The organism is Piscinibacter sp. XHJ-5 (genome assembly GCF_029855045.1).
Classification (GTDB): domain Bacteria; phylum Pseudomonadota; class Gammaproteobacteria; order Burkholderiales; family Burkholderiaceae_C; genus Albitalea.
The window spans coordinates 4,856,966-4,882,949 of record NZ_CP123228.1; the positions used below are offsets into that span (position 1 = coordinate 4,856,966).

General features: G+C 66.8%; 29 protein-coding genes. 13 read left to right on the top strand and 16 right to left on the bottom strand.

What is annotated here, in order from left to right; translation table 11 throughout:
- Positions 1-9: 9 nt before the first annotated feature.
- The 8 genes from P7V53_RS22845 to idi form a co-directional block, all read right to left on the bottom strand.
- Positions 10-699, bottom strand: coding sequence for an isopentenyl transferase family protein (locus P7V53_RS22845; RefSeq protein ID WP_280151809.1), 690 nt, complete (start codon positions 697-699; stop codon positions 10-12).
- A 46-nt stretch (positions 700-745) separates the two neighbouring features.
- Positions 746-1,372 (bottom strand): class I SAM-dependent methyltransferase, encoded by a 627-nt coding sequence (locus P7V53_RS22850; RefSeq protein WP_280151810.1) that lies wholly within the window; start codon positions 1,370-1,372, stop codon positions 746-748.
- A gap of 1 nt (position 1,373) precedes the next feature.
- Positions 1,374-2,963, bottom strand: coding sequence for an adenylosuccinate synthase (locus P7V53_RS22855; RefSeq protein WP_280151811.1), 1,590 nt, complete (start codon positions 2,961-2,963; stop codon positions 1,374-1,376).
- Between the two features lie 3 nt (positions 2,964-2,966).
- Positions 2,967-3,188, bottom strand: a complete 222-nt coding sequence (locus P7V53_RS22860; protein ID WP_280151812.1) for a hypothetical protein — start codon at positions 3,186-3,188, stop codon at positions 2,967-2,969.
- Between the two features lie 66 nt (positions 3,189-3,254).
- Positions 3,255-4,109, bottom strand: a complete 855-nt coding sequence (locus P7V53_RS22865) for a pyridoxal-phosphate dependent enzyme (RefSeq protein WP_280151813.1) — start codon at positions 4,107-4,109, stop codon at positions 3,255-3,257.
- Between the two features lie 25 nt (positions 4,110-4,134).
- Positions 4,135-5,229: an IMP dehydrogenase gene (locus tag P7V53_RS22870; protein ID WP_280151814.1), complete on the bottom strand. Its 1,095-nt coding sequence runs from the start codon at positions 5,227-5,229 to the stop codon at positions 4,135-4,137.
- A 63-nt stretch (positions 5,230-5,292) separates the two neighbouring features.
- Positions 5,293-5,460, bottom strand: coding sequence for a hypothetical protein (locus P7V53_RS22875; RefSeq protein WP_280151815.1), 168 nt, complete (start codon positions 5,458-5,460; stop codon positions 5,293-5,295).
- An 87-nt stretch (positions 5,461-5,547) separates the two neighbouring features.
- On the bottom strand, positions 5,548-6,117 hold the full coding sequence (gene idi / locus P7V53_RS22880; RefSeq protein WP_280151816.1) for an isopentenyl-diphosphate Delta-isomerase: 570 nt from the start codon (positions 6,115-6,117) through the stop codon (positions 5,548-5,550).
- Between the two features lie 365 nt (positions 6,118-6,482).
- On the opposite strand from idi, the gene P7V53_RS22885 reads away from it, so the two are divergent.
- The 3 genes from P7V53_RS22885 (at position 6,483) to P7V53_RS22895 (ending at position 8,952) form a co-directional block, all read left to right on the top strand.
- A complete protein-coding gene (locus tag P7V53_RS22885) occupies positions 6,483-7,376 on the top strand; it encodes an alpha/beta hydrolase (protein WP_280151817.1) in 894 nt (297 codons plus the stop codon).
- Positions 7,373-8,182 carry a class I SAM-dependent methyltransferase gene (locus P7V53_RS22890; protein WP_280151818.1) on the top strand — a complete coding sequence of 270 codons (810 nt, stop codon included), beginning with the start codon at positions 7,373-7,375 and terminating at the stop codon, positions 8,180-8,182. The genes P7V53_RS22885 and P7V53_RS22890 overlap by 4 nt, the downstream gene beginning before the upstream one ends.
- A 113-nt stretch (positions 8,183-8,295) precedes the next feature.
- A complete protein-coding gene (locus tag P7V53_RS22895; protein WP_280151819.1) occupies positions 8,296-8,952 on the top strand; it encodes a glutathione S-transferase family protein in 657 nt (218 codons plus the stop codon).
- A gap of 24 nt (positions 8,953-8,976) precedes the next feature.
- Here the strand turns inward: P7V53_RS22895 and P7V53_RS22900 are convergent, their stop codons facing one another.
- Entirely contained in the window at positions 8,977-10,461 is a 1,485-nt protein-coding gene (locus P7V53_RS22900; protein WP_280151820.1) for an FAD-dependent monooxygenase, read from the bottom strand.
- Entirely contained in the window at positions 10,454-11,110 is a 657-nt protein-coding gene (locus P7V53_RS22905; RefSeq protein WP_280151821.1) for a dihydrofolate reductase family protein, read from the bottom strand. The genes P7V53_RS22900 and P7V53_RS22905 overlap by 8 nt, the downstream gene beginning before the upstream one ends.
- On the opposite strand from P7V53_RS22905, the gene P7V53_RS22910 reads away from it, so the two are divergent.
- Together P7V53_RS22910 and P7V53_RS22915 are read left to right on the top strand one after the other, a co-directional pair.
- Positions 11,003-13,393, top strand: a complete 2,391-nt coding sequence (locus P7V53_RS22910) for a M64 family metallopeptidase (protein ID WP_280151822.1) — start codon at positions 11,003-11,005, stop codon at positions 13,391-13,393. The genes P7V53_RS22905 and P7V53_RS22910 overlap by 108 nt on opposite strands.
- A gap of 13 nt (positions 13,394-13,406) precedes the next feature.
- Positions 13,407-14,108 carry a hypothetical protein gene (locus tag P7V53_RS22915; protein ID WP_280151823.1) on the top strand — a complete coding sequence of 234 codons (702 nt, stop codon included), beginning with the start codon at positions 13,407-13,409 and terminating at the stop codon, positions 14,106-14,108.
- Positions 14,109-14,141: 33 nt separating this feature from the next.
- Here the strand turns inward: P7V53_RS22915 and P7V53_RS22920 are convergent, their stop codons facing one another.
- Positions 14,142-14,396, bottom strand: coding sequence for a 3-phosphoglycerate dehydrogenase (locus P7V53_RS22920; protein WP_280151824.1), 255 nt, complete (start codon positions 14,394-14,396; stop codon positions 14,142-14,144).
- 13 nt (positions 14,397-14,409) lie between these two features.
- Here P7V53_RS22920 and P7V53_RS22925 point away from each other — a divergent pair, with 13 nt between their 5' ends.
- The 5 genes from P7V53_RS22925 to P7V53_RS22945 all read left to right on the top strand — a co-directional run bounded on the left by P7V53_RS22925 (position 14,410) and on the right by P7V53_RS22945 (position 19,010).
- A complete protein-coding gene (locus P7V53_RS22925; RefSeq protein WP_280151825.1) occupies positions 14,410-14,571 on the top strand; it encodes a hypothetical protein in 162 nt (53 codons plus the stop codon).
- Positions 14,572-14,749: 178 nt separating this feature from the next.
- On the top strand, positions 14,750-16,294 hold the full coding sequence (locus P7V53_RS22930; protein ID WP_280151826.1) for a hypothetical protein: 1,545 nt from the start codon (positions 14,750-14,752) through the stop codon (positions 16,292-16,294).
- A gap of 225 nt (positions 16,295-16,519) precedes the next feature.
- The gene (locus P7V53_RS22935) at positions 16,520-16,906 is read left to right on the top strand and encodes a LuxR C-terminal-related transcriptional regulator (protein WP_280151827.1); all 387 of its coding nucleotides are present in this window, start codon (positions 16,520-16,522) and stop codon (positions 16,904-16,906) included.
- Complete coding sequence (locus P7V53_RS22940; protein ID WP_280151828.1) at positions 16,906-17,979, top strand: methyltransferase dimerization domain-containing protein; 1,074 nt, start codon at positions 16,906-16,908, stop codon at positions 17,977-17,979. The genes P7V53_RS22935 and P7V53_RS22940 overlap by 1 nt, the downstream gene beginning before the upstream one ends.
- Positions 17,980-18,080: 101 nt before the next feature.
- Positions 18,081-19,010 (top strand): hypothetical protein, encoded by a 930-nt coding sequence (locus tag P7V53_RS22945; RefSeq protein ID WP_280151829.1) that lies wholly within the window; start codon positions 18,081-18,083, stop codon positions 19,008-19,010.
- A gap of 150 nt (positions 19,011-19,160) precedes the next feature.
- On the opposite strand, the gene P7V53_RS22950 is transcribed toward P7V53_RS22945, so the two are convergent.
- Complete coding sequence (locus P7V53_RS22950; RefSeq protein WP_280151830.1) at positions 19,161-19,592, bottom strand: GNAT family N-acetyltransferase; 432 nt, start codon at positions 19,590-19,592, stop codon at positions 19,161-19,163.
- A gap of 102 nt (positions 19,593-19,694) precedes the next feature.
- Between P7V53_RS22950 and P7V53_RS22955 the strand changes: the two genes are divergently transcribed.
- Positions 19,695-20,324: a hypothetical protein gene (locus P7V53_RS22955; protein ID WP_280151831.1), complete on the top strand. Its 630-nt coding sequence runs from the start codon at positions 19,695-19,697 to the stop codon at positions 20,322-20,324.
- Positions 20,325-20,360: 36 nt separating this feature from the next.
- Here P7V53_RS22955 and P7V53_RS22960 read toward each other — a convergent pair whose 3' ends face one another.
- The gene (locus P7V53_RS22960) at positions 20,361-20,828 is read right to left on the bottom strand and encodes an ASCH domain-containing protein (protein ID WP_280151832.1); all 468 of its coding nucleotides are present in this window, start codon (positions 20,826-20,828) and stop codon (positions 20,361-20,363) included.
- Positions 20,829-21,031: 203 nt separating this feature from the next.
- Here P7V53_RS22960 and P7V53_RS22965 point away from each other — a divergent pair, with 203 nt between their 5' ends.
- Complete coding sequence (locus tag P7V53_RS22965) at positions 21,032-21,985, top strand: IS481 family transposase (RefSeq protein WP_280151833.1); 954 nt, start codon at positions 21,032-21,034, stop codon at positions 21,983-21,985.
- Here P7V53_RS22965 and P7V53_RS22970 read toward each other — a convergent pair.
- The 3 genes from P7V53_RS22970 to P7V53_RS22980 form a co-directional block, all read right to left on the bottom strand.
- Positions 21,982-22,413, bottom strand: a complete 432-nt coding sequence (locus P7V53_RS22970; protein WP_280151834.1) for a hypothetical protein — start codon at positions 22,411-22,413, stop codon at positions 21,982-21,984. The genes P7V53_RS22965 and P7V53_RS22970 overlap by 4 nt on opposite strands.
- A gap of 147 nt (positions 22,414-22,560) precedes the next feature.
- The gene (locus P7V53_RS22975; RefSeq protein ID WP_280151835.1) at positions 22,561-22,875 is read right to left on the bottom strand and encodes a YdhR family protein; all 315 of its coding nucleotides are present in this window, start codon (positions 22,873-22,875) and stop codon (positions 22,561-22,563) included.
- Positions 22,876-22,976: 101 nt separating this feature from the next.
- Positions 22,977-24,737, bottom strand: a complete 1,761-nt coding sequence (locus P7V53_RS22980) for a winged helix-turn-helix domain-containing protein (RefSeq protein WP_280151836.1) — start codon at positions 24,735-24,737, stop codon at positions 22,977-22,979.
- 206 nt (positions 24,738-24,943) lie between these two features.
- Between P7V53_RS22980 and P7V53_RS22985 the strand changes: the two genes are divergently transcribed.
- Complete coding sequence (locus tag P7V53_RS22985) at positions 24,944-25,984, top strand: alpha/beta fold hydrolase (RefSeq protein WP_280151837.1); 1,041 nt, start codon at positions 24,944-24,946, stop codon at positions 25,982-25,984.

The following is a 25,984-nucleotide window of genomic DNA, read 5'->3' on the forward strand; positions in this document are numbered from 1 at the left end:
ACCTTGCCATCAGAGCCAGGGCTCCACAAGGCGCCAGAGCGCCTCGTAGTCGTGGGAGTCGGCGTCGATCCAGGCGATGTCCTGCTCGCGGAACCTGGCCATCTGATCGTCGTGCATCTCTTTCATGGAGCACACCATGGCGCGCTTGGTCTCTTCCAGGCCCACGCGACCTTCGAGGTAGGCGATGGTTTGCTGGTAGACCATCGGATCGCGCATCAGCACCGTGTCCGCGTAGCCGAAGCGAAGGCCGGCTTCGACCTCCTTGATGATCTTGTCCTGCTCGAAGAACCCCTCGACGCGCTGCTCGAGCTTGCGCAGGATCCAGCCCGGATCGCCGGGGGGCCGCAGGCCGATGAGCGCGAGCGGCGCGGCTTCGCGGAGCGCGCGCAGGAGGCTGCGGGAACCGCCCTCGAAGAGGGGGATGTGCCCCCAGGTGCGGATCTCGTGTGCCATCGCGAGAGCCGCCTCGACGTAGCGCTGCGGCTCGAGCTTGTCGAACGGGCTGAGGAACCCGTAGAGGTGCCGGCGGTGCGCGTGCTGCCCGTCCCCGCGGCCGGTGCCGATGCGGAAGAAGGTGTAGACCTGACACGAGTCGAGGTTGATCACCTCGAAGGGGAACCGATCGAGCAGGGCGTTGACGTAGGCGGTCTTTCCCACGCCGGTCGGACCTGTGAGCACCAGCAGCGATTTCGTGTCCATGCATGCATCTCCGAAGAACGCGGCCACATCGCCGGGGTTGGCTCTTTCAAGCGAGTCGACGAGCGCGCGCGAGAAGGCGCACGACCTCTGCCGGCCCGCGGTGTCTTCCGTTCTCGAGGTACGCCTCCAACTCCTCGAGATGGACCACCTCCAGCAGACCGGCAACGTCCGCGCGGAGGTCCTCCGCCCCGAACAGGAGCGAGATGTCCTTGGGTCCGCCGGTCTTGAGCCCGCGCTCGCGCTGCCGCGGGGTATAGCCCTCCACGAGAAGAAGGCCTCCCGGGGCGAGCGCGCGCGCAGCCCACCCATGCACAGCGCGCCGGATCTGCGGGCGGAGGTGGCAGAAGCAGGCGTACACCAGATCGAAGCGCGCTTGGCCAGGGTCATGGACCGCGAGATCCGCGCAGATGATCTCGATGGCAAGCCGCTCGTCGCGTGCACGCGCCCTCAGCTTGGCGAGCCCGATCGATGATCCGTCGACGGCCGTGACGCTCCAACCCCTGCGGCCGAGCCAGAGCGCGTCCCTGCCCTCTCCTTCGCCCAGCGAGAGCGCGCGGAGCGGCCGATCGGCGAGCCGCTCGAGTACGGTCTGTTCCAGGAACCGGTTGGGAGCGTCGCCGAAGAAGAGCGCCTCCTCGCGGTATCGGCGATCCCACTGCCCGGTCTCGTCCATCTCACTGCCCGCCCGCGCGCCCATCACTTGCCAGCACCGGCGTGGTTCTTCTCGAGCCATCGACCCGTGCACCTGCCGCGTGAACCTGGCCTCGGCGGCGCGCACGTCGCAGCCCCTCGCGAAGCTGCTCGAACTCCGGACGAATGTCGTTCGGGAAGAGGATGTCTTCCTCGCAGGGCCCGGTCGTCACCGCAGCGATTTCGACACCCAGGTAGGACTCGATGAAATCGAGGAAGCTGCGGGCCTGCTTGGGGAGATCGTCGATGGAGGACAGACCACTGGACGGCCTCTGCCATCCCTCGAACGTCTTGTAGATCGGCGTGCACTGGTCGAGGAAGCGGGAGTCGGGCCGGTACTCCACGAGCTCGCCCCCATGGGCGTATGCGACGCAGACCTTGATCTCGGGAAGAGCGTCGAGAATGTCCAGCTTGGTGACGACGAGCGCGTCGTACTCGTTGATGCTCGCGCCCCATCGGGCGCTCACCAGGTCCAACCAGCCGCAACGCCGCGGCCGCTCCGTCGTCGTGCCGTACTCCTTGCCGGCCTTGCGCAGGTATCGCCCCGTGTCTGCGTGATCCTCGGTCACGAACGGACCGTTGCCGACCATCGTGTGGTAGGCCTTGAGGACACCTAGCCGGAACGTGAGCGACGAGTCAGGCAATCCCGTGCCGTACGACATGGAGTGCACCGTGGTGGGACAGGTGGTGACGAACGGGTAGGTCCCGTGCTCGAGATCGATCAGCGGCCCCTGCCCACCTTCGAAGAGCATCGAGTAGCCACGCTCGACAGCGGCGTTGAACATCTCGCGCGTCTCCACGGCGTGGTCGAGAAGGAATTCGCGGTGGCCTGCGATCCATCGCAGATCGCGCTCGTAGTCCGCCTCCGAGAGGCCGAAGAAGGCGATGTTCTCCGCGAGCTTGCACTCGACGTAGCTCATGTCGACGAGATCGCCGACGCGGATTCCGATGCGGGCGACCTTGCTGACGTTCGCCGGGCCGATGCCGCGCAGCGTGGTGCCGACGGGCTGCGACGACCTCGTTCGCGCGGCCTCCGCCAGCGCGTCCGCCTTGCGGTGGAAGGGGAAGACGAGATGACTCCTCGTGCTGACGAGCAGCCGCTCCCGGACATCGGGGCAGTGCTGCTCCAGCACCTCGACCTCCTTGCGCATCTGCTCGGGGTTGAGCATGACGCCGTTCCCGATCACCGCGTAAGTGCCCCGGTGCCGCGCCCCGGAGGGGATGATGTGGGAGTAGATGGTGCGGATCCTGCCGCGCGCGTCCCGGTACACACTGGTGTGACCGCAGTTGTCTCCGCCCTGGACCCTCGCCACCACGGAATAGAACCTGGCCAGCCGGTCCGTGACGGCGCCCTTGCCTCCATCCCCCTGCTGCACGTCGCCGATCCAGGTGACGTTGTGCTCCCCGTGCCGCGTCGGCGCAGCCCTTGGCAGGTGCTTCGCAAGCAGGTCCCGCTGCGCCTTCAGGCGGGCGCGCCTGACGCTTTCGATCACCTCGAGGGTCGAATGGCCGTCAGGGCAGCGCAGGATCGCGCCGTCGTCGCGCCTGGCGATGGTGATGCTCGAATCCCTCATCGCCTACTCCACATGCATCTCGAAGAGCGCCTGGATCTTCCGCTCCTCGATCCCCAGATCGCGCAGCACGGAGACGCCACAGAGGACGAGATCCTCGGCGTGGTGCTTCAGCGTCCTCGTGTCGGCCCGATCCAGCGTCGTCTCCCTCGAGTACACCTTCATCTCGGACATGGCCCTGTCCAGCCTTGCGATGCACAGGGTGAGACCATCATTGCCGCGTTCCATCGTTGCGCTTCCTTCGTGCCTGAATGAATGAGCGTCGCCCGCCCGCCATGCCTGGCGAGCGAGGGCCTATTGGTGCGATGGGCTTTTTGCGAGGTGCTCCACCACCCCTCCGCCGAGGATCGCCACGATCCGCGACGCGCGCCGATCGCGCCGCAACTGGACAGCGGCCTCCACCGCCGCCCCTGATGAGGGCCCCGCGAGCAACCCCTCGCGTTGCGCGAGCTCCCTCGCGCGTGCCCAGGCCGCCTCCGATGAAATCGGAACGATCGCGTCGACGACGGCCCGATCGAGCAGCGGCTGTGCAAACGGCGGCGCCAGGCCGATGATCCGGTGAGGGGCCCATGGCTTGCCGGCCGCGACCGACGCCTCCTCAGGCTCGACGCCGACGACAAGACAGGCCGGCGCGCGGTGCTTGATCGCGCGGCCAATGCCGGTGATCGAGACGCCCGTACCGATTCCGACCACGACGGCGTCGACGCCCGCAACGGCGTCGAGGATCTCTTCGGCCACCGGGCGGTAGTGGTCGATGAGGCCTTCTTCCCGAAACTGATCGAGAAAGAAGGCACCTTCGGCCTTCAGCGCCTCGACATAGCGCGGGGTCTCGGTGGAGCGGACCGCATGGCATCTCGCGCCGAGCCAGCGCAGGAGGCGGAGGATCTCTTCACCGGTCGAGCTCGACACCACCGCATCGATTCCCAGCTGAAGGCGCGCTCCGGCCCAGGCGGCAGCGACCGCGGCCGATCCGCCGCTCTGGATGATGACGCGCTGCCCCTTCGCGACGCGCCCCCGCGCGAGGCTGCTCTCGAGAAAGCAAGGGATGGATCGATGCTTCATCGATCCCGACGGATGCGAGAACTCGACCTTTCCAAAGAGGCCTTCGCCGATCCGGCTCAGCGGCAGAAGGGGCGTCCGATCGACCATGGTGGCGCTCCGGCGGAGAAAACGGTCAGAGACGCACGCCCGCTTCGGCGATGCCCGCGGCCGACGCACGGATCAGCCGCGCCTTCGCCCGCAGCTCATCGACGCTCGTCGCGCCGGCCATGTGAATGCCGGCGCGAATGCCCCGCAGCAGCCGCAGCAGCGTCAGGTGACAAGGCCCGCTGGCCGGGATGAGGCCCTCACCCCCCTCGACTCGAGGTGCTGCGTGCCTCGCCAGGTAGGCGTCGACCTTGGGCAGGCCGGTGGGCGGATCGAACTCGAGCGCGCCGAGTCGCAGCCCCGCGACCTGCTTCATCGGCTTGCCGGCGATCTCCACCAGCGCGCCCGGCGCCTCGTCGCTGCCGGCGAGCAGCGAGCCGAGCATCGCGGTGGAGGCGCCGATCGCGAGCGCTTTCACCACGTCCCCCGATGTGCGGATGCCGCCGTCGGAAATGAGCGGCACGCCTGCCTTCGCGGCGGATTCGTGGCACTCGGCCAGCGCGGTTGCCTGAGGTGCGCCCACGCCCGTCGTCTGGCGGATGGAGCAGAGCGCGCCGGAACCGAGCCCCACCTTGATGCCGTCGATTCCGATCTCGGCGTATCGCCTCACGGTGTGGCCGTCGACCACCGAACCGATGACCAGATCAGCATCCACCTCCGCGCGGATCCGCCGCGCCCCATCGAACACCTCGTCGTTGACCGGGTTCGACGTGTCGAGGAAGAGGATGCCGGCCCCCGCCCGGGCGAGGCGGATCGCGCGCTCCAGGTCGGTAGGCTCCACTGACGCCGCCGCCAGCAGGCGGCCGCCCTCGAGCACGCTGGCATCGCCGTAAATCCGACGGTCGGGGGCATGCGAGGCGACAAGGGCCGTCATCGCGCACTGTGCCTCGACGCTCTGGTAGCGATGAATGACCCCGAGGCCACCGAGCTCGCCCATGGAGATCGCCATGGCTGCCTCGGTGATGCTCGGCATCCCGGCCGACACGAGTGGCACGCGCAGTGCATGCCGACGCGTCACCGGGCTGGTCAGGCAGACGCCGTTCGGCGTGCCGCGGTTGCTGCCCGGCAGGAGGGAGAGATCCTCGAAGGTGAGGTACTCAGCAAGCTTGTCCAGCACGCTCATGGCACTCGTTCCGATCGTTGATGGCCCGGCACGGGCCGGTGTCATCCGAGGTGGTTCATCGCGCTAATCCACGTGCATGCCGAAGAACGCCTGGATCTTCTGCTCCTCGATTCCCAGATCGCGCAGCACGGAGACGCCACAGAGGACAAGATCCTCGGCGTGGTGCTTCAGCGTCCTGGTGTCGGCCCGGTCGAGCGTCGTCTCCTTCGAGTACACCTTCATCTCGGACATGGCCCTGTCCAGCCTTGCGATGCAGAGTGCGAGACCAGCGTTGGCTGTTTCCATCGTTTCTTCTCCTTCGTGTCGGCGGGGTGGGTGTCAACAGGCATTCATGTGCAGAGGTGGAACCCGGTCACCTCGTGCCCATGCTTGAACGGCGAAGGTCCCGGCCCGTTCCAGGATCTGTCGGAACCAGACCGTGAAGGCATCCGGTTCGGCCTGGATCCTGGCCGACAGGGCCGGCAGGTTGATCCATTCCCAGCCGGCCGCCTCGGCAGGATCGGGGCGCGGCATGCCCGTGAAGGTGCCGGCGTGGATGTGCACGAACTCGTGCTCGGTCAGGCCCTGGTCGAGCGGTGCGCGGTAGAGCAGCGACGCCACCTTGCGCAGATCGCTGGGTATGCCCATTTCCTCGCCCAGCCTTCGACGCACGGCGTCGGGCATGGCTTCCCCGGGGCGGGGATGCCCGCAGCAGGTGTTGGTCCACAAGCCGCCGGAGTGGTACTTGCCGTGCGCGCGCCGCTGCAGCAGCAAGCGGCCGGCATCGTCGAAGATGAAGATCGAGAATGCACGGTGCAGCAGACCTTCGCGATGCGCCTGCAGCTTGCCGGCGACGCCGACGAGGGTGTCATCCGGACTGACCAGGATCAGCTGTTCTTCGATCGGCAAGCCTTGCTCCATCGAGACCCCTTCGCGGATTCACCGCGTAGCCATCAAAAGGTACTTCCCACCCGAAACTCCACCACGAGGAAACCGCGACCAAATCGTGTCGCTGCCATTCCGCGCCCGGAATCGCGAAATCTGCACTCAGGGTTCCGGATGGAACGGGTCGTCGGCGAGCGGTGAGGGTTCGATGGCGGCAGGCGGTCGGGTCTTGTGGTACTTGCATGGAGCCCATAGCATCCTGACAACCCAGCGCGCTCTCCTCTCATGTCACGCGGACCCCAGGCGGAGCCCCCATGCCCGACCTCCCCCCGGATCGGCGCCACCATTCGCAGGCAGCCGCACGGACACAGCCAAGGAGTCGAGTCGCCATGGGCCACGAGAAGATCATCGGTGTCAACGGCGTGCAGATCTGCACCGAAGCGTTCGGTGACCCGGCGCATCCGGCCATCCTGCTGATCGCCGGCGCCGCCAGCTCCATGGATTGGTGGGAGGACGCGTTTTGCGCTCGACTCGCGTCGCATCAGCGCCATGTGGTTCGCTACGACTTGCGCGACACGGGTCGGTCGTCGACATGCGAGGCCGGCAAGCCCGACTACACCGGCTTCGACCTCGTCAAGGACGCGGCAGGCGTGCTCGACGCACTGGACATACCGCGCGCTCATGTCGTCGGCATCTCGATGGGCGGCGGGCTGGCCCAGCTCCTGGCGCTGGAGTTTCCTGCCTGCGTGGCATCGCTGACGCTGATCTCGACCAGCCCAGGCGGCACCTCGAGCACCAGCGACCTGCCGCCGATGCTGGATCGCATGAAAGCGGTGTTCGACCATCCGGCCGAGGAGCCCGACTGGTCCGATCGCGAAGCGGTGATCCGCTACATCGTCGACGGCACGAAACCGTTTGCAGGGACCTGCACGGCAAGCGACGCGGCACTGCGCGCCGTGGCCAGCCGGGCCGTGAGCCGCACCGCCAACATCGCGGCCAGCATGTCGAACCATTGGATCATCGAGCCCGGCCACGAACCCTGGCGCTCCCGATTGGGGACCATTCGAGTACCGACACTCGTCATCCACGGTACGGAGGATCCCTTGTTCCCCTGCCAGCACGGCATTGCCTTGTCGAAGGAGATCCCGGGCGCAGCGCTGCTGTTGCTCGAAGGCGTGGGCCACGAAATGCCGCCCGCACAGGTCTGGGATCGCATCATCCCGGCGCTGGTGCTGCACACCAGCCACCAGGCCGGCGGTCAAGCGCCGTCGTCGACGCGATGACCGGCCTGCCGAAGGGGTCGCCGCTGCGTGCCGCCGAGCACTACGACGCCGAGCTGTTCCGGCACAACGAGCGCCTGCGCGCGGCCACGGGCATCGGCCCCACGGACCAGGTGCTCGACATCGGCTGCGGCTTCGGGCAGTCCACCCGCGACGCCGCTCGCGCCGCACCGTCGGGCAGTGCTCTCGGCGTCGATGTCTGCGAGACGATGCTCGAGCGCGCCCGCCGGCGCACCGCACAGGAGCAGCTGTCCAACGTCAGCTACGAGCTCGGCGACGCGCAGGTCCATCGGTTTCGGCCGGCTCACTTCGACGTCGTCATCAGCCGCTTCGGCACCATGTTCTTCGGCGATCCGGTCGCGGCATTCACGAACATCGCCCGCGCGACGCGTCCCGGGGCGCGTCTCGTGATGATGGTCTGGCAGTGCGCCGATCGCAACGAGTGGGCGAGCGCGATCCATCGTTCGGTCGCTGGCGGCGCAGCCCCAGCCGACCCGCCTGATGAGCCGGGTCCCTTCTCGCTCGGCGACCCGTCCAGGGTCCGGTGCATCCTCGGCGCGGCCGGCTTCACCGGGATCGGCTTGGCCGAGATACACGAACCTGTCTACTACGGTCCGGACATCGCCAGCGCATATGAGCTGGTGCGTGACTTCAAGATGACGAAGGACCTGCTGGCAGGTCAAGAGACAGCCGGGGCGGAGCGCGCGCTGGACCGCCTGCGCGACACGCTGGCGGCGCACTGCACGAGCGACGGCGTTTTCTTCGACTCGCGGGCGTGGATCGTCACCGCCCGCCGCTCGACGAAGTAGCCGTTCGGCCGGGACCGCGCGGGCACCGTCGAGGAATGATCCGTCGGCCTGTCGAAACCGACGGCCCTTGTTCGTCGTCAAGACAAGCCTGGACATCCACAAGGAGCCGCACGATGACCATCGTCATGACCGCTTTCGAACGCTCGCCGGATGGCGGCAAGGGATTGGCGCGGGACACGCGCGTCCGCTGGGCACTGGAGGAGGTAGGCCTGCCATACGAGGTTCGCCTGCTTTCGTTTCGAGCGATGAAGGAGGCCGCGCACCTGGCGCTTCATCCCTTCGGGCAGATCCCGACCTACCAGGAAGGCGATCTCACGCTGTTCGAGTCGGGCGCGATCGTGTTGCACATCGCGCAAGGTCATGGCGGCCTGTTGCCGGACGACGCCGACGCGAGCGCGCGTGCGATCGCGTGGATGTTTGCCGCTGTGAACACGCTGGAGCCGCCGATCCTCGAACTGACGATGGCCATGCTCTTCGAGCGTGACAAGCCCTGGTACGCCGGCCGCTTGCCCCTGGTGGAAGACCGCGTTCGCCATCGGCTGGAGCAGCTTTCGCGGCGGCTCGGCGATGCGGACTGGCTCGACGGCGCGTTCAGTGCGGGCGACCTGATGATGGTTTCGGTGCTGCTCCGGTTGCGGTCCTCGGGCATCCTGGATGAATTTCCGGGACTGGCCGCGTATGTGGCACGCGGCGAGGCGCGGCCTGCCTATCAGCGGGCTTTCGCCGCGCAACGGGCCGTCAACGTGGGGCAGCGGGCAGGCGGCGAATGAGGCATTGCGAGGCGACCTACCCCACTATCCGAACCAGGTGGCCATCGCCTCGACGAGCCCCCGCGTCGTTGCTTGTCCCACCCACGCCACGTGACCATCCGGCCGAATCAGCACGGCGGTCGGAGCCGTCACGGCCCCGAGTGCGGGAATTTCCCATGCGCCGGTGTAGCCTGCGTCCAGGGCTGCCACGCGATCACGCCACGGCCCGACATCGAGACTGCCGGGCTCACCGAAGTTGAGCAGCACGGGCCGCGCGCGATGCAGCAGCGTGAAGACGCGTGTGGACCCGCCGGCGGTGAGAAGGTCGAGGTCGGGCATGCGGCGCCCGAGCAGCGGGTGGCCCTCGCCCAGGTCATGGCGGATGTCGAGGCCCGACATCATCGCGGCGAACCGTACGCGTGGTTCGTCCATGCTCAACAGTTCGGACACGGTGTCGCGCAACGCTTGCGTACGGTCGTCGTTGCGCATGAGCGCGACTTGGGCCATCGTGGTGCGCAGCACTCGCGCCGCAACCGGGTGCCGCTCGGCGTGGTAGGTCTCCAGCAGCTTGTCCGGCGAGATGCCCTTGACCACCTGCGCCAGCTTCCAACCGAGGTTCACCGCATCCTGCACGCCCAGGTTGAGGCCTTGCCCCCCGACAGGAGAATGAACGTGCGCCGCATCGCCGGCCAGCAGCACGCGTCTGTCCCGGTATGCGGCCGCCTGACGGGTGACATCCGTGAACCGCGTGATCCACGTGGGGCTGTGAGCGCCGTAGTCGGTGCCGTATGCCGCGATGAGGCCCTCGCTGACATCGCGCAGCGTGGGATCGAGGGGATTTCCGACCTGCGGTTCGGTCAGCATGACTCCCACCCTTCCGCCCTTCTGGTAGATCACCTCCCCGCCCTTGATCTCGTAGTCCACCTTGCCGATCGCGTGCATGCCCGAGGCCGTACGACGAATGCCGGTCTCGGGCTCCTCGGTCATTTCCACTTCGGCGAGGATCGCGCTCGTGGACGCGTCCCAACCGGGAAAGGCGATGCCGGCTGCCTTGCGGATCACACTGCGACCTCCGTCGCAGCCCACCAGATACTGGCCGCGCAAGTTGCTGCCGTCGGCAAGGTGGACATCGACGCCGGTGCTGTCCTGCGTGAAGCCGGTCACCTCACGGTCGCGGTGGAACTTCACCGGGAGCTCGGCGACCCAGCCGGCGAGGATGCGCTCGATGTGCTTCTGCCACAGCGCGAGACCGTGGGGGTGTCGGGTCGGGAAGTCGCTGATGTCCAGGCGGATGCCGCCAAACCCGGCAACCTGTGCGACCTGTCCTTCGCAAAGGAACCGGTCGACGATTCCGCGTTGATCCAGGACCTCGAGCGTGCGCGAGGACAGGCCGCCGGCGCGTGAACCGTGAAGGTCCTGGTTCGCGCGCCGCTCGACGACCGCGACGTCAACGCCGGCCAGCGCGAGTTCCCCTGCCAGCATCAGCCCCGTGGGACCCGCACCCGCGATCACCACCGCGTGGTCAGACATGCTGCGACGCTTTCGCCAGCACGACATGCGTGGCCCTTTCCGATGCCGCATGCCGCTTGCACGCGTAGCCCAGGGCCGGGAGGTCGAGCCCATGGAACAGATGCTCTCCGGATCCGAGCAGGACAGGGGCAATGGCGAGATGAAGCTCGTCGATCAAGCGCGCCTGCAGATACTGGCGGATCGCCGAGACGCCCCCGCCAAGACGAATGTCCTTTCCCTGGGCAGCCTCTCGGGCGCGAGCCAGGGCGGCGTCGATGCCGTCCGTGACGAAGTGGAACGTCGTGCCGCCTGCCATCTCCACCGGCTTGCGCTCGTGGTGCGACAGCACGAACACCGGGGTGTGGTACGGCGGCGTGTCGCCCCACCAGCCCTTCCAGGTGTCGTCCGGCCACGGGCCGCGCACAGGACCGAACATGTTGCGCCCCATGATCCAGGCGCCGATGTTCTCGAACCCGCGGGCGGCGAACTCGTCGTCCACCCCCGTGGTGCCGCCTTCGCTACCGGTCAGCCGCTGGAATGTGGCGGTGGGAAGAAGCCACTCGTGCAGGCGCTCGCCGCCCTTGCCCAGTGGATGCTCCAGGCCTTGCTGCGGGCCGGCCCCGAACCCATCCAGCGAAATGGAAAAACTCTCGACTCTCAACTTGCTCACTTCAACCTCCGTTGCGCAGGGACCAAGAGGGCTGCTCACCTTCCACGACGATCGGGGGCGGTCGAAATCGACCACTGGCGAATCGCGACCGCCGGCTCGCTGACGCCCGTCCACATCATTGTGGATGCGTCCCTCTTCGATGGGGTTCACAGTCGTGCACGGTCCGAGTCCTCTTCCGAGCGGGATGGCGACCTGCAAAGGAGGCTTTCGATGGCCGACAGCGTGACCCAGCTTCGTGTCGCCGGACCCGTCGGCACGAAGCGCAACCTCGTCATCCTTGGCGACGGCTTTGCGCCGGCCGATCAGGCCGCCTACAACAACTGGGTGCAGACCGAACTTCTCGATGGAGTGTTCGGCCGCGACTACTTCTTCGAGGACCTGTCCGCCTGGAACATCTTCCGCGTCAACCTGGAATCGGTCGACTCGGGCATCAGCACGCGCGTGTACAACGAAATGGGTACACCGGCCGATGGGTCCGACGACACGATCACCTCCGACACGCCGCTCAACACGGCGCTGGGCATGATCTACAGCGGATCGTGGTCGCATTGCTGGATGGAGTACGGAGCCGGTACCGAGACCGCGATCCAGAACGCGCTGAAGACATGGGTGCCCGACTACAACTTCGTGCTGATCGTGATGAACACCACGGGATTCGGCGGGTGCGGCGGAGGTGGCCGTGCGCACGTCACCCGCGGCAGCACCTGGGACGTGATCGCGCACGAATTCGGCCATGGTCTCGGGGCCCTCGCCGACGAGTACTGTGTCGATGGCGCCTACGCCTCCGGCGAGCCGGGCTCGGTCAACCTCACGATCGACACCAATCGCGCCACGACGAAATGGGGCAACCTGATCGCTCCGTCGACGCCCGTTCCGACGGGCGTGGGCAATTGTTCCGACTACAACCAGGGAGCGAAGCCGGCGACGTGGGACGATCACCAGGACGTCGGCCTTTTCGAAGGCGGCGGCACCAACCAGACCGGCATCTACCGGCCGGTCGTCAACTGTCGGATGCGCGGCAATTCGCCGCCGTACTGCCCGGTCTGCTACACGTCGTTCAAGCGCCAATACGACAGCTGGACCGGTCATCATTTCCGCAACTGCCACGTCGGCGACTTCAACGGCGACGGCCGCAGCGACGTCCTGATCCACGTTGGCAATTCGATCCAGCTGTTCCGATCGAACGGCACGCAACTCGATCATGTGTTCAGCGCGGTGGAGCGGGTTCCGGGATCGTGGCAGTTCCAGCCGAACGACCAGTTCTACGTCGGTGATTTCAACGGCGACGGCAAGGATGAAGTGGCGGTCTTCAACGGCAGCGACTGGGTCATGCCCTATCTGGGCCTGCTCGCCGACGACGGCCACGATGGCCTTCGGCTCATCGCCCGCTACGACGGCGACATCCCGGGTTGGGGCGGGCTCGCAGCGCACGACAAGTTCTACGTGGCCGACTTCAACGGGGACGGCAAGAAGGATCTTTTCGTCTTCAACGGAGAAGACTGGTCGATGACCTACGTCGCCATGTTGCGTTCGACCGGCAACGGCCTGCAACTCATTCGTCGATTCGACGGCGACATCCCGGGGTGGGGCGGGCTTGCACGCCACGATCAGCTGTTCGTCGGCGACTACAGCGGCAACGGACGCGACGACCTGTTCATCTTCAACGGCGACGACTGGAGCATGAGCTACGTCGGCATGTTCCGATCGACGGGGACCAACCTCACGATGACGATGCGTTTCGACGGCGACATCCCGGGCTGGGGAGGTCTTGCGCGACACGACAAGCTGATCGTCGGCGACTTTGACGGCGACGGAAAGGTGGATCTGTTCATCTTCAACGGCGATGACTGGAGCATGCCGTATCTGGGCATGTTCCGCTCCACCGGCTCGTCCCTTCAGACGGTGCAGCGCTACGACGGCGACGTGCCTGGCTGGGGCGGATTGGCGCGCCACGACAGTTTCCTCGCTGCGCGCATCAGCGGCGACACCCGCACCGACCTTTGGGCCTGGAACTACGTCGACTGGTCCGAGGAATATCTGGGGCGCATGATCTCGACCGGAAGCGGGCTGCGGGCAAGCTTTGTCGGCGACTGGGTCGGCGAATGGAACCTGGGTGGCATCGACAAGTTCGAGGTCTGCAACTACGCAGGTCAGCCGGGTCAACCGAATCTCTTCGTGCACAACCAGGACTGGTTCGGCATGATGCAAGGTCGCAGCGGGCTCACGCTCGAGAAGATCTACTACCGTTGGATCCACAACTATCGGTACGGTCGCAATTGGTGAATGGAGGCCAGCGATGGCGACAAGACAATTGCCCACCAAGCCGCAAGGCGACGCCGCGACCGTGCCCCTGCGCGGCAAAGGGCCTGCGAAGGGCGAACGCGCGCCGGTGACAAAGGCAGCCAAGGGCACGAAGGTGAAGGCCCCGGTCGACGCTGCCACGAAGCGTGCAGCAGGCGAACAGGCGAAGCGCAAGACGGCCGGGCGCGCAGCGCCTCCCGATCTGGGCGATCAGCAGCCCGTGCGTGCGCGCGGCAAGCCGGCGCAGCGATATGTCCGGCTGCGCGTGCGCGTGGAAGACGGCGAACTTTCGATTGTCGACAGCCAGATCGTCGAAGGACCGCTCGCTCAGTCAGCGACGTTCGAGGGTGGCTACGCCTACGAAGTCACCGACGGCGATCGACTGCTGCACGCCGGTTCCATTCCGGATCTCGGCGTGGTGCGCTCGTTCGCGCATCCCGACGGCACGCCCGAGCAGATGCGCCACCACACCTATTCGCTGTCGACGTATGAGTTCAATGCGCGTGTTCCGGTGGATGCGTTGAAGCGGGCTTCCCTGTCGAAGACCGCAGTCGTGCTGTATCGCGTCAAGGAACGGCCGTCGACACGCGCGGCGCTCGCGCCGCCGTTGTTCGCGGCACCGCTCGGTGAGCAACGTGAGCGGGCGATGCGTGAAATCGGTCGTGTCGTCGGGCTGCCGCCGTCGGTGCTCCGTTGAGCCACATGTTCGTCGGGAGGGCGGCCTCGCCGGTCAGGCCACGGTCGACCCACCGAGCCGCGCGCGCTGAGTCTCCAGATGAGCCCTGCCCAGCGGGCTGACCAGGACCAGGGCGGCATGCCCCTGCTCGTGAAGGTGCTCGATGAAGCCCCGCTCGTTGGCCTCTTCCCAGACGGGCAAACGCGGACACGAGGTGCGCCAGGCCTCCAGGACTTCCGCATACAGGCGCGGATGAGGACCCATCCATTCGAGGAGGTCCAGGATCAATGCTTCTACGGGGTCAGGCATTGCCACCTCCGTCATGGAAGCGCATGCAGGTGTTGCACGCGAGCCGCCGGCGTCCGACTGCCTTGATGATCGCTCCGACGGCCAGGACGATCAACCATTCGGTTGGTCGGCAGATCGCAGCAATCGCCCCTGGGTGATCTCGGCGCGCGCCATGAGCGTCGACATGCGGCAGTGACGTGACCTTCGAATCGTGAACGTCGCCCGTGAAGCGCCTCCGGCCGTCGCACCGATGGCACCGATGGCACCGATGGAGCCATGCGGGTCGTGGCTCCGCGCCGCGCCAAACGGGCGATGCGCGAAGCGGCTGCCGACGCAATCCTCTCGGTCATGAATCCACCACCGAGGCCTGCTCGATGAAGTTCCGCTTCCCACTCCTTGTCTCCACGCTGACCGCGCTGTCGGCCGCGTTCGTCGTCGCCGCTTGCGGCGGCGGATCGGGCCCTTCCAACCAACCGGAGGAACCGGACCCCGGGACGACGCCCACCGGCGCGACCGCGATCGGCGAGCCCATCGGCCCGGCCGCCAGTGCGCGGATCGGCCGCGACGGCGGCACGCTGCGCAGCGCCGATGGCCGGCTCGTCGTCGAGGTGCCGTCCGGCGCATTCGCCAACGACGAGATCGTGACCGTGCAGGAGATCGGCACGACTGCGCACGGCGCCCCGGGCCGCGCCTGGCGTGTCGGGCCGGCATCGCTGGCGCCGGCCCTCCCGGTGACGCTGCGCTTTGCGTTCGACGAGTCCGACCTGCAAGGCAGCGCTGCCGACGAGCAGCGCGTTGCCTACCAGGACGCGCAGCGCCGCTGGGTGGTGCCGGCGGCGCCGGAACTCGACGCCTCGGCCCGAACGGTCACCGTGCGAACCACCCGCTTCCGCGACTGGCTGCGGTTTGCGCAGACCTCGCTGACGCCGAGCGCTGCAACGCTGAAGGTCGGGCAGCAGCTGGCACTGAAGGTCACCCGGTGCGAGATCGTCGGCTTCGAGGCAGGCGACGGCGACGCCGATGCCCAGCTCGTGCGCACCTGCGGCACGGCGCCGGAGGTCAAGACGATGGCGCCGCAGGTCAACGGGCAGGTCGGCGGCAGCGCCGGTACCGGCAGCGTCGTGCGACCTGATGCCGAACGCGCCGAGTACCTGTACACCGCCCCGGCGCAGGTGCCGAACCCGCGCACCGTGGCCATCTCGGTGGAAACGCTGCTCGCCGGCGCGCCGGGCACCTCCACGCGCAGCCTGCTGGTCAGCAACGTGACGATCGAGGACGCGCAGGACAGCGTCTGCGCCTGGGTGCGCACGGCGGATGCGTTCAGCTTCGACGTGCTGGTCGGCTCGTTCTCGGTACGTGCCGCGCAGGAGGACGCGAGCTACAGCGGCACCGGCAAGATGTCGGTCCAGGGCCGGCTGAAGCGCATCACACCGGACGATCCGAGCGTGCCGGTGGTGGTGTTCAGCAGCGTCGGAGAGCCGGCCACCGGCCTCGTCAGTGTGCACGGCACCCTGAAGGTGACCGATCCGGCCGCTCCGTACACGCAGGACTACGCGGCCGCCAGCGCGCCGACTGCGGACTTCGCGCCGATCTCGCCGAGCTACTTCGTGCTCAGCGTCGACACGCGCGATTGCCGCTATGCGATTGCGGGCGGCGCAGTCGGTCGCGGCTCCATCCAGGGCGGCCCAGGTGCCACGGCGTCCGCAGCGATGACCCCGGGGGCGCTGCACTTCCGCAACCTGCCGGTCGCTGCAGGCAGCGCGGGGAATCGCACCATTCTTGTCGACGGCATCGAGGCGCCCTACGCGCTCGACACCGACGCGCAGGATGGCTTCATGCCGTGGACCAGTCTGCTGTCATTGCCGCATGAGCCGGGCAGTGCCTTGATCAGCTGGACGCTGACGGCCGAGCCGAAGTGAGGCAGGGATGGCGTGCGTCGGCGATGGCGTCCGGCCATCGCCGACCCGCAGGCGCGGGGCACACGGCAAGCAAGGAGGCGCCCGGCTCCAGCGTCACCGGGTCTCAAAAAGAGCCCGTCTCTTTTTGAGCATTCCGGGCGAGGCGTCGGCTGCCTACAGTGCGCACCGAAGCCACAGGGCGCCACCGTCAGGCGCACGGGCTGCCACGAACCAGGAGCCAACGCCATGTCGTCCACCCGCAGTCCCGCACTGAATGCGCCCTACGCCGAGGTCATCGAACAGATCGGCCGCACCGTCCAGCAGTTGCTCACGGCTGCACTGGCCGGGGCGCGTCTTGCTTCGCATGAGACCGCGCCTGGCGCCGCGATGCCGCCTCTGTCCGACTGGACGGCGCGCGCCGCGACGCAAGTGACGCTCAGCGGCCGCGAGTGGGAGGTGCTGCATCGCATCGCGGCGGGCGACAGCAACAAGATGATCGCCCGCGCCCTGGGCCTCAGCCCGCACACGGTGAAGCGCCACGTGGCCAACATCCTGGACAAGCTGGACCTGCGATCGCGCTCGCAGGCAGCGGCCTGGTGGCTGGGCCAGCGGGCGGACTCCCAGACCCGCTGATGGCTCAGTCATGGGCGGGGGAGTGGCTGACGTCGCCCGACCCCCTGTTGAAGGCTGTGCTCGACGTGTGGTCGTCGCGTGCGCTGGCGGCCGGTCAGCAACTGGGCGTGTTCGCCGAGCTGGGAAAGGGCCCACGGACCGCCGCTCGCCTGGCCGACACGCTGGGCCTCGCGCTCGCGGCCGCACGCGATCTGCTCGATGCGCTGCTCGCGCTGGGCTGGCTGCAACGCGAGGGAGACGACGAGCGCGCGGTGTACGTCAGCACGCGCACCGGCGCGCACTTCCTGGATCCACGCAGCCCTGCGTACCTGGGCGACCTGCTGATGGCCGCGCGCTCTCCCTGGGTCGGTCCGCAGGACGCGGCGCTGGACGAGGCGTTGCGCGCCAACGCCGCGCCGCCTGGTGAAGCGGCCACGGCACCACCCGAGGCCTGGGAGACGGCAGGCATGTTGATGCGCCAGCGGCTGGGCTCGTTGTACGGCAAGGCTCTTGCGCATCAGTTCCCGGCGGACGGCATGGCCAGCACCATCCTGGACCTGCACGGCGAGGGAGCCCGTCTGGCCTGTGCGTGGGCCACGCATGCGGGCCGCGGGCAGACCATCACCAGCCTTCAGCGGCCCGGGCAGTTGCCTGCAGCCATGGCGCATGTACAGGCCTGCGGTCTCGCATCGCGCGTGCGCCTGCTCGCGGTGGAGCCCGCCGGCCCGCAGCCGCCGGGTGAAGCGCAGCCATTTCGGGCGGCTCCGCACGACATCGTCGTGCTGAGCCTGCTGCTGGAGCCGGGCGGGGCCGTGCGCCGTCGTGCCCGGCTGCAGCACGCAGTCCGCGAGCTGGCGCCGGGCGGACGCTTGCTGGTCCTCGAACATCTTGCCGACGATGCGCGGCGCCATCACGCGGCCGCACTGGTGTTGGGTCTGGCGGGCCGCATGACCGCGCAAGGCCACGGGGTGATCACCGAAGGCGAGCTGCGGCAGGACTGCCGCGACTGCGGCTTGCAGGACATCGACTGCCTGGCCCTGCCAGGGGGCGCAAGCGTGCTCGTGACCCGCCAGCCTCGTGTCGAGGGCGCGTAGTGTGCGGACCGGGTCGGGAGGCAGCGTGCTGTTTATCATCCACCGCTGCCATGGTCCGCCCGCCCACCGCCCATCCCGTACTGCGCATGGTCCATCGGCCGATGCAACTGGCCGACCTGGAGGGCGCGCTCAGGCTGCTGCCGCAGCAGGTGAGCAACGACCCCGCCGAGCGTGCCGCGATTGCCGCGCAATGGCCTGCGCTGCTGCAACAGCCGGCGGTGCAGAGCGGCGTGATGGAGGACCTGGGCCCCGCAGGCCGCCGTATCCTGGGTTGGGGGGTGTCAGTTCTTCTGTCGCCGGCCCAGGCCAAGGGGCTCCAGCTGGATGGCGAGCCTGCCGCATTCCTGGCCCGGCGTGTGTATGGCGACCTTCGCGCCGGCCGCCTGCGGCTGATGGACGATCGGGAACTGGGGCGCAGCAATGCCGCCGGAGACTTGGTGGGGCTGGTGCTGCACTTCACCCTGCCGCGCATCGATCTTGCCGACCCGCAGGTGCACAAGATCGTGGCTTGCGCACAGGAGTCATTCCGTCTGCACCACACAGGCTTCCACTGGCAAGCCATCTATCTGGAGAACAGCGCCTCGTTCCACGAGGTGCATCGTGAAAGCGGCTTCGTCTCGCGTCGATTCGCCGACGAGGCGACGCTCGCGGGCCTGCCCGAACCGGATCGACCGGTGTTCATGGGCCTGACCCGCGATGAGGCGCGTCAACGCCTGCCAGGCACGACCTTGCGCAACTGCTTCGAGAGCGAGCCGCCGCGCTTTCGGTTCTCGGCACAACAACGCCGGCTGCTGTGGCTCGCCCTCTTCGACGATTCCGACACGGCCTTGATGCCTGAACTCGGCGTGTCGGTGCACGGGCTCAAGAAACTGTGGCGCGGGATCTACGAACGCGTGGAGTTGGTGGAGCCGGGATTCTTCGGCAACGACGTCGGCGACGATGAAGGCAAGCGCGGCCCCGAGAAGCGCCGCCAGGTGCTGGCCTACGTTCGGCAGCGGCTGGAAGAACTGCGGCCCTGGTACCCCGCCTGACCTGCCTGCCACGCACAGTCTGGCGCGGCATCATTGTCTCGAACCACGGCGGTCGTCACATGGCGGGGCGTGCGCTCATGGAGACACGTTGTCGATCTGCTCGATCTGCTGCAGAAGCCGCTCGCGGGTCCAAGGGTCAAGAGCGAAGGCTCAGGCCGCGTCCTGGTAGGCATTGGGAACGTTGATTTCCATGAACGTCTCGGGCTTGGCGAGAGGAGCGAAGCCGTACTTCTGATACAGGCCACGGGCGGTGCTGCTGACGAGGAGGAAGCGGCGCAGGCCCTGCAATCCTGGGTGCGCGACCACCGCGTTCATGAGCTGCCGGCTATAGCCCCGGCCTCTGTACTCGCGCAGGACGAAAACATCGAGCAGGTAGGCGAACGTCGCGTAGTCGCTGATGACACGCGCATAGCCAACCTGAGCGTTCGCCACGAAGAGGCCAAAGTTCAGCGAGTTTCGGACGGACTCTTGCACCAGTGGGCGCGAGATTCCCTTGGCCCAGGCAGACTCTTCGGACAAGAAGCGGTGGATGACGTCGACGTCCTGGTCTTCCACGGCGGTGGTGATCGTCACGGTTGGCATTTCGAAAAGGCGCTGAGGTGTTGATCCGAGGCCCACCGTTCGAGCTGAGCGATCGCCCTTGGGTGGAGCGGTAGCATACGTGCCACTGGACAGGAGGCGAGGATGCCGCACAAACCGGGACCGAGCGAGGTTTCCCCGAACAACCCGTGCCCGTTTCTGAGGGCCTTGGTCGCACAGGGGCTGGCTGCGGACGACGTTGAAGCCATCGGCGAGGTGACAAGAGTCATTGTGAGAGTGGCCAACGCTGGCGACGGGAAACCGCAGCTTCCCGGGGCAGCGATCCGTGCCATTGCCCTCATTGCGAACGGGCTGGGTCCGCTGCAGGTTGCGCGCAATGGCCTGCGGGGCGTTCGGCTGAACGAACTGAGAAACGGGCCGCTGGACAAGAAGGGGGCCGGCTCAGGCATCCTGGATGCATCGGCGCGGATCAATGATGCAGAGCTGGCCCGACTCGACGAGTTTGCGAGCGACAAGACCGACGCTGAGGGACGCACGGAGCGAGGGCTCGACCTGGCAGAGCTGCAGCGAATGATGGATGCCAACTTCGAGCGTGCCGCGGGCAGGAGACGGAAGATCGACCGAAGGCTGATGGACGGTGAATGGCCCATCCTGCTCAAGGTGATGGGCAAGGCAGGGAGAGCCGGCAGGTACCTCAGCATCACGGAGCTACGCGACCTGTTTGTCGAACGCAGACTCCCGCAGCGGATGTCAAGGCGGCTGATCAACGGGTAGGTGGGTGCTCGCGCACGCCTCACGTTCGGTGGAGCGTCAGGCCTCAGCTCCATGGTCGGACGGGTAGACGACCCGGAAGCGCTCGCAGAGAACTGGCATGGTGAGGCTTGGCTCCTTGCCGATCCGTGCGCACTCGCGACCGAAACACTCCCAGTGTTCACGCTGCCAGTACTCGAGCGACCCATCACCTTCTCCCTCGACGGACGCAAATTCGGCGCTCACCTCTTGGAATGGCACTACGGTGACCGCAATGGTCTCGATGATGCACTGCGGCTGGCCGCTCCAGTCCGTGACGATGCTGAGATCGCCTGGCGCCGGAGGTGGCCTGTCGGCGTTCTCGAATGACCACACCAAACCAGCAGTTGCGCGCTTGACGCCAGCTAGAACCAGCCTCGACAGGCTGTTGGCGACTGCCTCGCTATCGGCGAAGTGGAATGCCTCGTAGAAGCGTGATGAAAAGTCGTTGCCACCTTCGGCTTCAAACGCCGACCAGAACGCTTGCATTGCGGGTGGAATGGAAGCGGCCATATGACGCCTAAGCTTTGATATGAGCGGCGTCTTCCAGCAGGCGAAGCCTGATGGAAGACGTCCGCTCGATGGAAGGGCTAGGTGTGAAGCTTCAATAGGTTGTTGCGGGTGTCCACCCGGAAAGGTTTTGAGAGACTGGAAATTGCCAAACCCCCAGTCAACTCAACAACCAAGTCCGGATGAACACCCATAAGAATGCCCGATTGACGTACTTGCGCCGCCTTGAGATGGTCCAAGACATGACCGCACGTGGCCTTTCGCCTTCGCAGGCAGGTGCCTTGCACGGCGTCAGCGCCGTGACCGCGCGCAAGTGGCTGGCTCGTTACCTGGCCGACGGACCGCAAGGGCTGTTGGACAGGTCTTCGCGGCCGGCCAAGTCGCCTCGAGCCATAGAACCTCGTGTTGCGTTGGCCATCGTGGAGCTTAGGCGCAAGCTGTTTCTTCAGGGCACCATTGCCTCGTACATGGGCGTGTCCAAGGCTACGGTCAGCCGCGTGTTGCGACGAGCCGGCTTGTCCAGGCTCAGCGATCTGCAGCCCGTGGAGCCGGTTCAGCGCTACGAGCGGGAGGCCCCTGGCGAGCTGTTGCACATCGACATCAAGAAGCTGGGTCGAATCGAGCGAGCCGGCCACCGCGTCACGGGCGACCGTGGTGGCCGCATCCGCGACGGTGTTGGCTGGGAATATGTCTTCGTGGCCGTCGACGATCACAGCCGCATCGCGTTCACCCAGATCCATCCCGATGAGCGAAAGCAAAGTGCCGTGGCCTTCCTGCATGCAGCACACGCCTACTACGCCCAGCTCGGCGTGAGCATCCAACGGCTGATCACGGACAACGGCGCAGCGTTCCACTCCAACGCCTTCTTCGACGCGTGCCACGAGCTGAACATCAAGCACAGGTTCACCCGAGCCTACCGACCTCAAACGAACGGCAAGGCCGAGCGCTTCATCCAGTCAGCCTTGCGCGAGTGGGCCTATGGACGACCCTACAACCACTCCGACGAACGGCGAGCCGCACTGCCCGTCTGGAACCACTTCTACAACTGGCACCGCGAGCACCATGGCATCGGCTGCCAGCCGCCTATGTCCCGTCTCTCGGCGTCACGCAAGAACGTCTTGACACTTCACAGCTAGGCGCCTGCTTCAACATGCTCAACATCCGGAATCCAGGTGCGCGTGCGCCTTGCAAGCCGAGCTTGCTCACTCTCGCCCTCGAACGTTGCAGATGCTAGCCGTAGAAGCGAAGGATCGACACCTTCAAACGCATGGACGCTGACGACAGCGTAGAGACGACCTTCGACCTCGGATGTGACCACGGGGACGACGCCACAATCGGCGCAGATGTGAAACGTGCCGGTCTTCGTACCGAACCTGTACTTCGAAACGCGCGTTGGCTCGACGACGTTCACCTTGAGCGATCCAGTGGGACAAGAGGTCCAAACGCCACCATGTTTTGTGCAAAACGAGCACGTGCAAGCACGCGCTGGAATCTGCAAGGGCTCAGGCTCCCACTTGAGCGTGAACGAGATGTTGCCGCAGTGGCACTTGCCAGTGATGACCATGGCGCGCTCCTCTTCAGGCACCCAACGTTTGACGAGCGGCGACCAACGGCACCGCACTTTGAGGAATCAACCCACCTGCCCTGCCGTTGGGCGTCCGCTCGACGGCAGGTTCAGGCGGCTGCTGCGATGCGAACGTAGAGGCCCAAGCTATTCATCCGAAAGGATTTCGTTTGCAAGGTTGTCCACCACCACGGGACTTTCAAAATACGTGACCGAGGGATCTGTACCGTATTTCGCCCGTACAAAGACCCTCCAACTCTCCGTGTACATCGCCTCGGCCTCAGCGCGCGACTTCCAGAGATAGATTCCGCCAGCCGTGCTCCCGTCTTCCGAGAGGACATAGACCTTCCGGACAAGACCACGCACGCCCTGATACGTCGGCGCTGTGCTCAGAAAGATCGTTCGTGCCTCTTCCCGCGTGATGGGCTGTGGCAACCGAAACGTGGTGATGGCCGTGATCATGGAGGCTCTCCTTCGGGGTACCTGATGGCTGCAAAAGACGCCTGACTTGCAGTGCGCGTCATTTTGCTGCGTAACACCGAGGCTTGATGAATGACGTCGACCTATTCGGGCAGGCCGGCCTTCGCCAGCCCAGCGTAGTAGCGCTCGCGCTGGCTGCGGCAGAGGTCGTTGGCGCACAGCCGCTCGTCGCGGAACGACGAAATCGTGTAGGCGGGCAGCCGCTGCCTGAATTCGGCCAGCGCCGCGCGTGCGGTTTCCGTTTCGCCCAGGTTCGCTGCTGCCGCGGCGACCCACGAATGAGCCACCGCGTGCTGCGGGCGCTCGAGCACCGAGCGCCGCGCCCATTCGAGCGCCTCGCGGTCGCGGCCCAGGTACAGATGTGCCGCCGCGGTGACGACGAAGATGCCGTTGAGATTCGGATCGCGCGGGCTGAGCCGCCGCGCCTGCACCAGGGCGGCGATCGCTTCATCCTGCCGGCCGAGCGTGCAACGTGCATAACCGAGCCAGAACCAGGCACTGGCATCGTTGCGATTGAGCGCGATCTGGCGCTCGAGCAACTCCACCGCCTGCTCGGAGCGGCCGGCCAGCGCGAGCGTCGTACCGCGCACGCCGACGACACGTGCATCCGCATGATCCAGTTGAAAGGCCCGCTCCGAGAGCCTGTCGGCCTGTTGAAGCCACTGCTCGCGCGTCGCGCCTCGCAGGCTCAGCCAGCGCTGCGACACGTCGTAGTTGTAGGTCTGTGCCAACAGCGCGAAGGCGAGCGCCGACCCCGGGTCGCGCGCGCTCACCCGCTCGAGCAGCCGGCGCGCCTGCTGCACGGAGTCCGGCGTCGTCCGGTTGAACTGCAGCAGCCACCGCGCCTGCAACAACAGGTCCTGCAAGTCGGCACCGGGCCGCGATCGCGCACGGCCGGTTTCCACTTCCTGCAGCGTCAGGTCCAGCGACCTCGCCACCGTCCCGGTGACTCGGCGGTATAGCGCAGGAAGGTCGGGGAGTTCGGCGTCGATGCGGTCTGCCCACAGGGCGCGCCCGCTCTCGGTGTCGACGAGCTGAAGGGTGAGCCGCACCGCGTCGCCCAAACGCATCAGTCCACCGTCGAGCACGTAGCGCACGCCGAGCTCGCGGCCCACCTGACGCACGTCGACGCTGCGGCCGCGGTAGCTGTCCGCGGTGGCGCGGGCGATCACGAAGGTCTCGGGAATGCGCGAGAGGTCGACCGTGATCTCGTCGGTGAGCGCGGCGGCGAGGCGGTCCTGTGCCGGGTCGCCGCCCTCACTTGCCAGCGGAAGCACCACGATCGACAGCCCCGGTCGGGATGCCGCGACTGGGGCACGCTGGGGAGCCGACCAGGGCGCCCAGATCAGGCTGACGCTCAAGGCAGCGACGACCGCTCCGATCACCAGCCCACTCGCCACGAAGACCCGTGCGGGTAGCCGAGCCGGGGCCTTTCCTGCCGCCGGGGCAGCGGGCGCTCGGTCCGTATGGGCCACAGCCAGTTCGGCGGCCTCAGGTTGGGCGAAACCCAGCCCCTCCATGGTTGCCGGGACGGCCAGCGCATAGCCGCGCCGCGGCACCGTCTTGATGATCTTCTGCTCGACATCACCCAGCGCGCGCCGGATGTCGCTGATGCAGCGCGCGATCGAGTCGTCCGTCACCACGAGCCCCGGCCAGACGGCGGAGATCAACTCGTCCTTGGTCACGACGTGGCCCGCGTGGCGCACGAGGAAGGCGAGTGCATCGAAGGCCAACGGTCGCAATTCAACGTCGGCGCCCGAGCGCCGCAGCGTGCGCCGCTGCCCGTCGAGTTCGAAGGCGTCGAATCGGAACGTCGCGGCAGTGAATTCCTCGGTCCGGCCCATCGGTGAGATTCGCTCTCCGGGGCGCAGTTTGCGCCCGAGACCGCGACGAAGTACAGCGCAACTCAGGCTTATTCAGCCCGCACGCGGCGAATTTCAGGACTCCCCGGCGACGCCGAGCTCAGATTGGCGTCTCCACTCAGCTGCCGGAGTCGATCATGTTGAAGAGCTTGCGCCGATGGTTTGCCGCAGTCACCGTCGTGTCGGCGATGGCCGGCCTGCGGGTTCTGGTGCTGCCTGCCTTCGCCTTGGCCGGATGCGCCGCCGCGCCATGGGCACCGGACATTCCGGCCCTGGCCGTCGACGAATTCCACGTTCCGTCGAAATCGGCGGGCATCGAGCTCTTCGTTCGCAACAAGCGGGTGAAAGGGGCGCAGGCGTTCCCTTCCAGCCGCATCGTGCTCTTCGTTCACGGCGTCACCTTCCCGTCCGAGTCGACGTTCGATCTGTCTCTGGACGGCCTGTCCTGGATGGACTACATCGCACGGGCCGGGTACGACGTCTACCTGGTCGACGTGCGCGGCTACGGCGGGTCGACTCGCCCCGCGGCGATGTCCGAGCCCCCCGATCGCAATCCTCCCGTTGCCACGCTGGCCGAGGCGGTTGACGACGTCGACGCCGCCGTCGACTTCATCCGGCGTCGGCGCCATGTCGAGCGGATCAATCTGATCGGCTGGTCCTGGGGTACCGCCATCATGGGGCGCTACGCCGCCAGTCATGGCGACAAGGTCGAGCGCCTCGTGCTGTACGCGCCGGTGTGGCAGCGAACGACACAGTCGCCGGCGGCTCCCGGGACCGACGCGAAGACGGCGTACCGGCTGGTCAATGTTGCGGCAGCCAGGTCGCGCTGGCTGGCCGGCGTGGCGCGGGACAAGCAGGAGCAACTCGTTCCCCGCGGTTGGTTCGAGACTTGGGTGGCCGCCAACCTTGCGACCGACCCTTGGGGATCGAACCGGTTGCCGCCGGTCATGCGCGCTCCGAACGGCGGCTTGCCCGCGCCTCAGCCATCGGGCGACTGGGTGCCGCCCTACGATCCGGTGCTCATCAAGGCCCCCACCCTGCTGGTCAAGGGAGAGTGGGATGCCGATACGCCCTCGTCCATGGCGCAGGCGCTGTTCCCGCTGCTCGCCAATGCACCGGTGAAGCAGTACGTCGAGATCGGCGAGGGGACGCACTCGATCATGCTGGAGCGAAACCGCATGCAGCTGTTCCGCGTTGTCCTGAGCTTTCTTGACGGACCGAATGATTGA

What these genes read in the sequence shown, in the direction of transcription:
- P7V53_RS22845 (WP_280151809.1), bottom strand. Translation starts at nt 699, where the DNA reads ATGGACACGAAATCGCTGCTGGTGCTCACAGGTCCGACCGGCGTGGGA.
- P7V53_RS22850 (WP_280151810.1), bottom strand. Translation starts at nt 1,372, where the DNA reads ATGGACGAGACCGGGCAGTGGGATCGCCGATACCGCGAGGAGGCGCTC.
- P7V53_RS22855 (WP_280151811.1), bottom strand. Translation starts at nt 2,963, where the DNA reads ATGAGGGATTCGAGCATCACCATCGCCAGGCGCGACGACGGCGCGATC.
- P7V53_RS22860 (WP_280151812.1), bottom strand. Translation starts at nt 3,188, where the DNA reads ATGGAACGCGGCAATGATGGTCTCACCCTGTGCATCGCAAGGCTGGAC.
- P7V53_RS22865 (WP_280151813.1), bottom strand. Translation starts at nt 4,109, where the DNA reads ATGGTCGATCGGACGCCCCTTCTGCCGCTGAGCCGGATCGGCGAAGGC.
- P7V53_RS22870 (WP_280151814.1), bottom strand. Translation starts at nt 5,229, where the DNA reads ATGAGCGTGCTGGACAAGCTTGCTGAGTACCTCACCTTCGAGGATCTC.
- P7V53_RS22875 (WP_280151815.1), bottom strand. Translation starts at nt 5,460, where the DNA reads ATGTCCGAGATGAAGGTGTACTCGAAGGAGACGACGCTCGACCGGGCC.
- P7V53_RS22885 (WP_280151817.1), top strand. Translation starts at nt 6,483, where the DNA reads ATGGGCCACGAGAAGATCATCGGTGTCAACGGCGTGCAGATCTGCACC.
- P7V53_RS22890 (WP_280151818.1), top strand. Translation starts at nt 7,373, where the DNA reads ATGACCGGCCTGCCGAAGGGGTCGCCGCTGCGTGCCGCCGAGCACTAC.
- P7V53_RS22895 (WP_280151819.1), top strand. Translation starts at nt 8,296, where the DNA reads ATGACCATCGTCATGACCGCTTTCGAACGCTCGCCGGATGGCGGCAAG.
- P7V53_RS22900 (WP_280151820.1), bottom strand. Translation starts at nt 10,461, where the DNA reads ATGTCTGACCACGCGGTGGTGATCGCGGGTGCGGGTCCCACGGGGCTG.
- P7V53_RS22915 (WP_280151823.1), top strand. Translation starts at nt 13,407, where the DNA reads ATGGCGACAAGACAATTGCCCACCAAGCCGCAAGGCGACGCCGCGACC.
- P7V53_RS22920 (WP_280151824.1), bottom strand. Translation starts at nt 14,396, where the DNA reads ATGCCTGACCCCGTAGAAGCATTGATCCTGGACCTCCTCGAATGGATG.
- P7V53_RS22925 (WP_280151825.1), top strand. Translation starts at nt 14,410, where the DNA reads ATGGAAGCGCATGCAGGTGTTGCACGCGAGCCGCCGGCGTCCGACTGC.
- P7V53_RS22930 (WP_280151826.1), top strand. Translation starts at nt 14,750, where the DNA reads ATGAAGTTCCGCTTCCCACTCCTTGTCTCCACGCTGACCGCGCTGTCG.
- P7V53_RS22935 (WP_280151827.1), top strand. Translation starts at nt 16,520, where the DNA reads ATGTCGTCCACCCGCAGTCCCGCACTGAATGCGCCCTACGCCGAGGTC.
- P7V53_RS22940 (WP_280151828.1), top strand. Translation starts at nt 16,906, where the DNA reads ATGGCTCAGTCATGGGCGGGGGAGTGGCTGACGTCGCCCGACCCCCTG.
- P7V53_RS22945 (WP_280151829.1), top strand. Translation starts at nt 18,081, where the DNA reads ATGCAACTGGCCGACCTGGAGGGCGCGCTCAGGCTGCTGCCGCAGCAG.
- P7V53_RS22950 (WP_280151830.1), bottom strand. Translation starts at nt 19,592, where the DNA reads ATGCCAACCGTGACGATCACCACCGCCGTGGAAGACCAGGACGTCGAC.
- P7V53_RS22955 (WP_280151831.1), top strand. Translation starts at nt 19,695, where the DNA reads ATGCCGCACAAACCGGGACCGAGCGAGGTTTCCCCGAACAACCCGTGC.
- P7V53_RS22960 (WP_280151832.1), bottom strand. Translation starts at nt 20,828, where the DNA reads ATGCAAGCGTTCTGGTCGGCGTTTGAAGCCGAAGGTGGCAACGACTTT.
- P7V53_RS22965 (WP_280151833.1), top strand. Translation starts at nt 21,032, where the DNA reads ATGAACACCCATAAGAATGCCCGATTGACGTACTTGCGCCGCCTTGAG.
- P7V53_RS22970 (WP_280151834.1), bottom strand. Translation starts at nt 22,413, where the DNA reads ATGGTCATCACTGGCAAGTGCCACTGCGGCAACATCTCGTTCACGCTC.
- P7V53_RS22975 (WP_280151835.1), bottom strand. Translation starts at nt 22,875, where the DNA reads ATGATCACGGCCATCACCACGTTTCGGTTGCCACAGCCCATCACGCGG.
- P7V53_RS22980 (WP_280151836.1), bottom strand. Translation starts at nt 24,737, where the DNA reads ATGGGCCGGACCGAGGAATTCACTGCCGCGACGTTCCGATTCGACGCC.
- P7V53_RS22985 (WP_280151837.1), top strand. Translation starts at nt 24,944, where the DNA reads ATGGCCGGCCTGCGGGTTCTGGTGCTGCCTGCCTTCGCCTTGGCCGGA.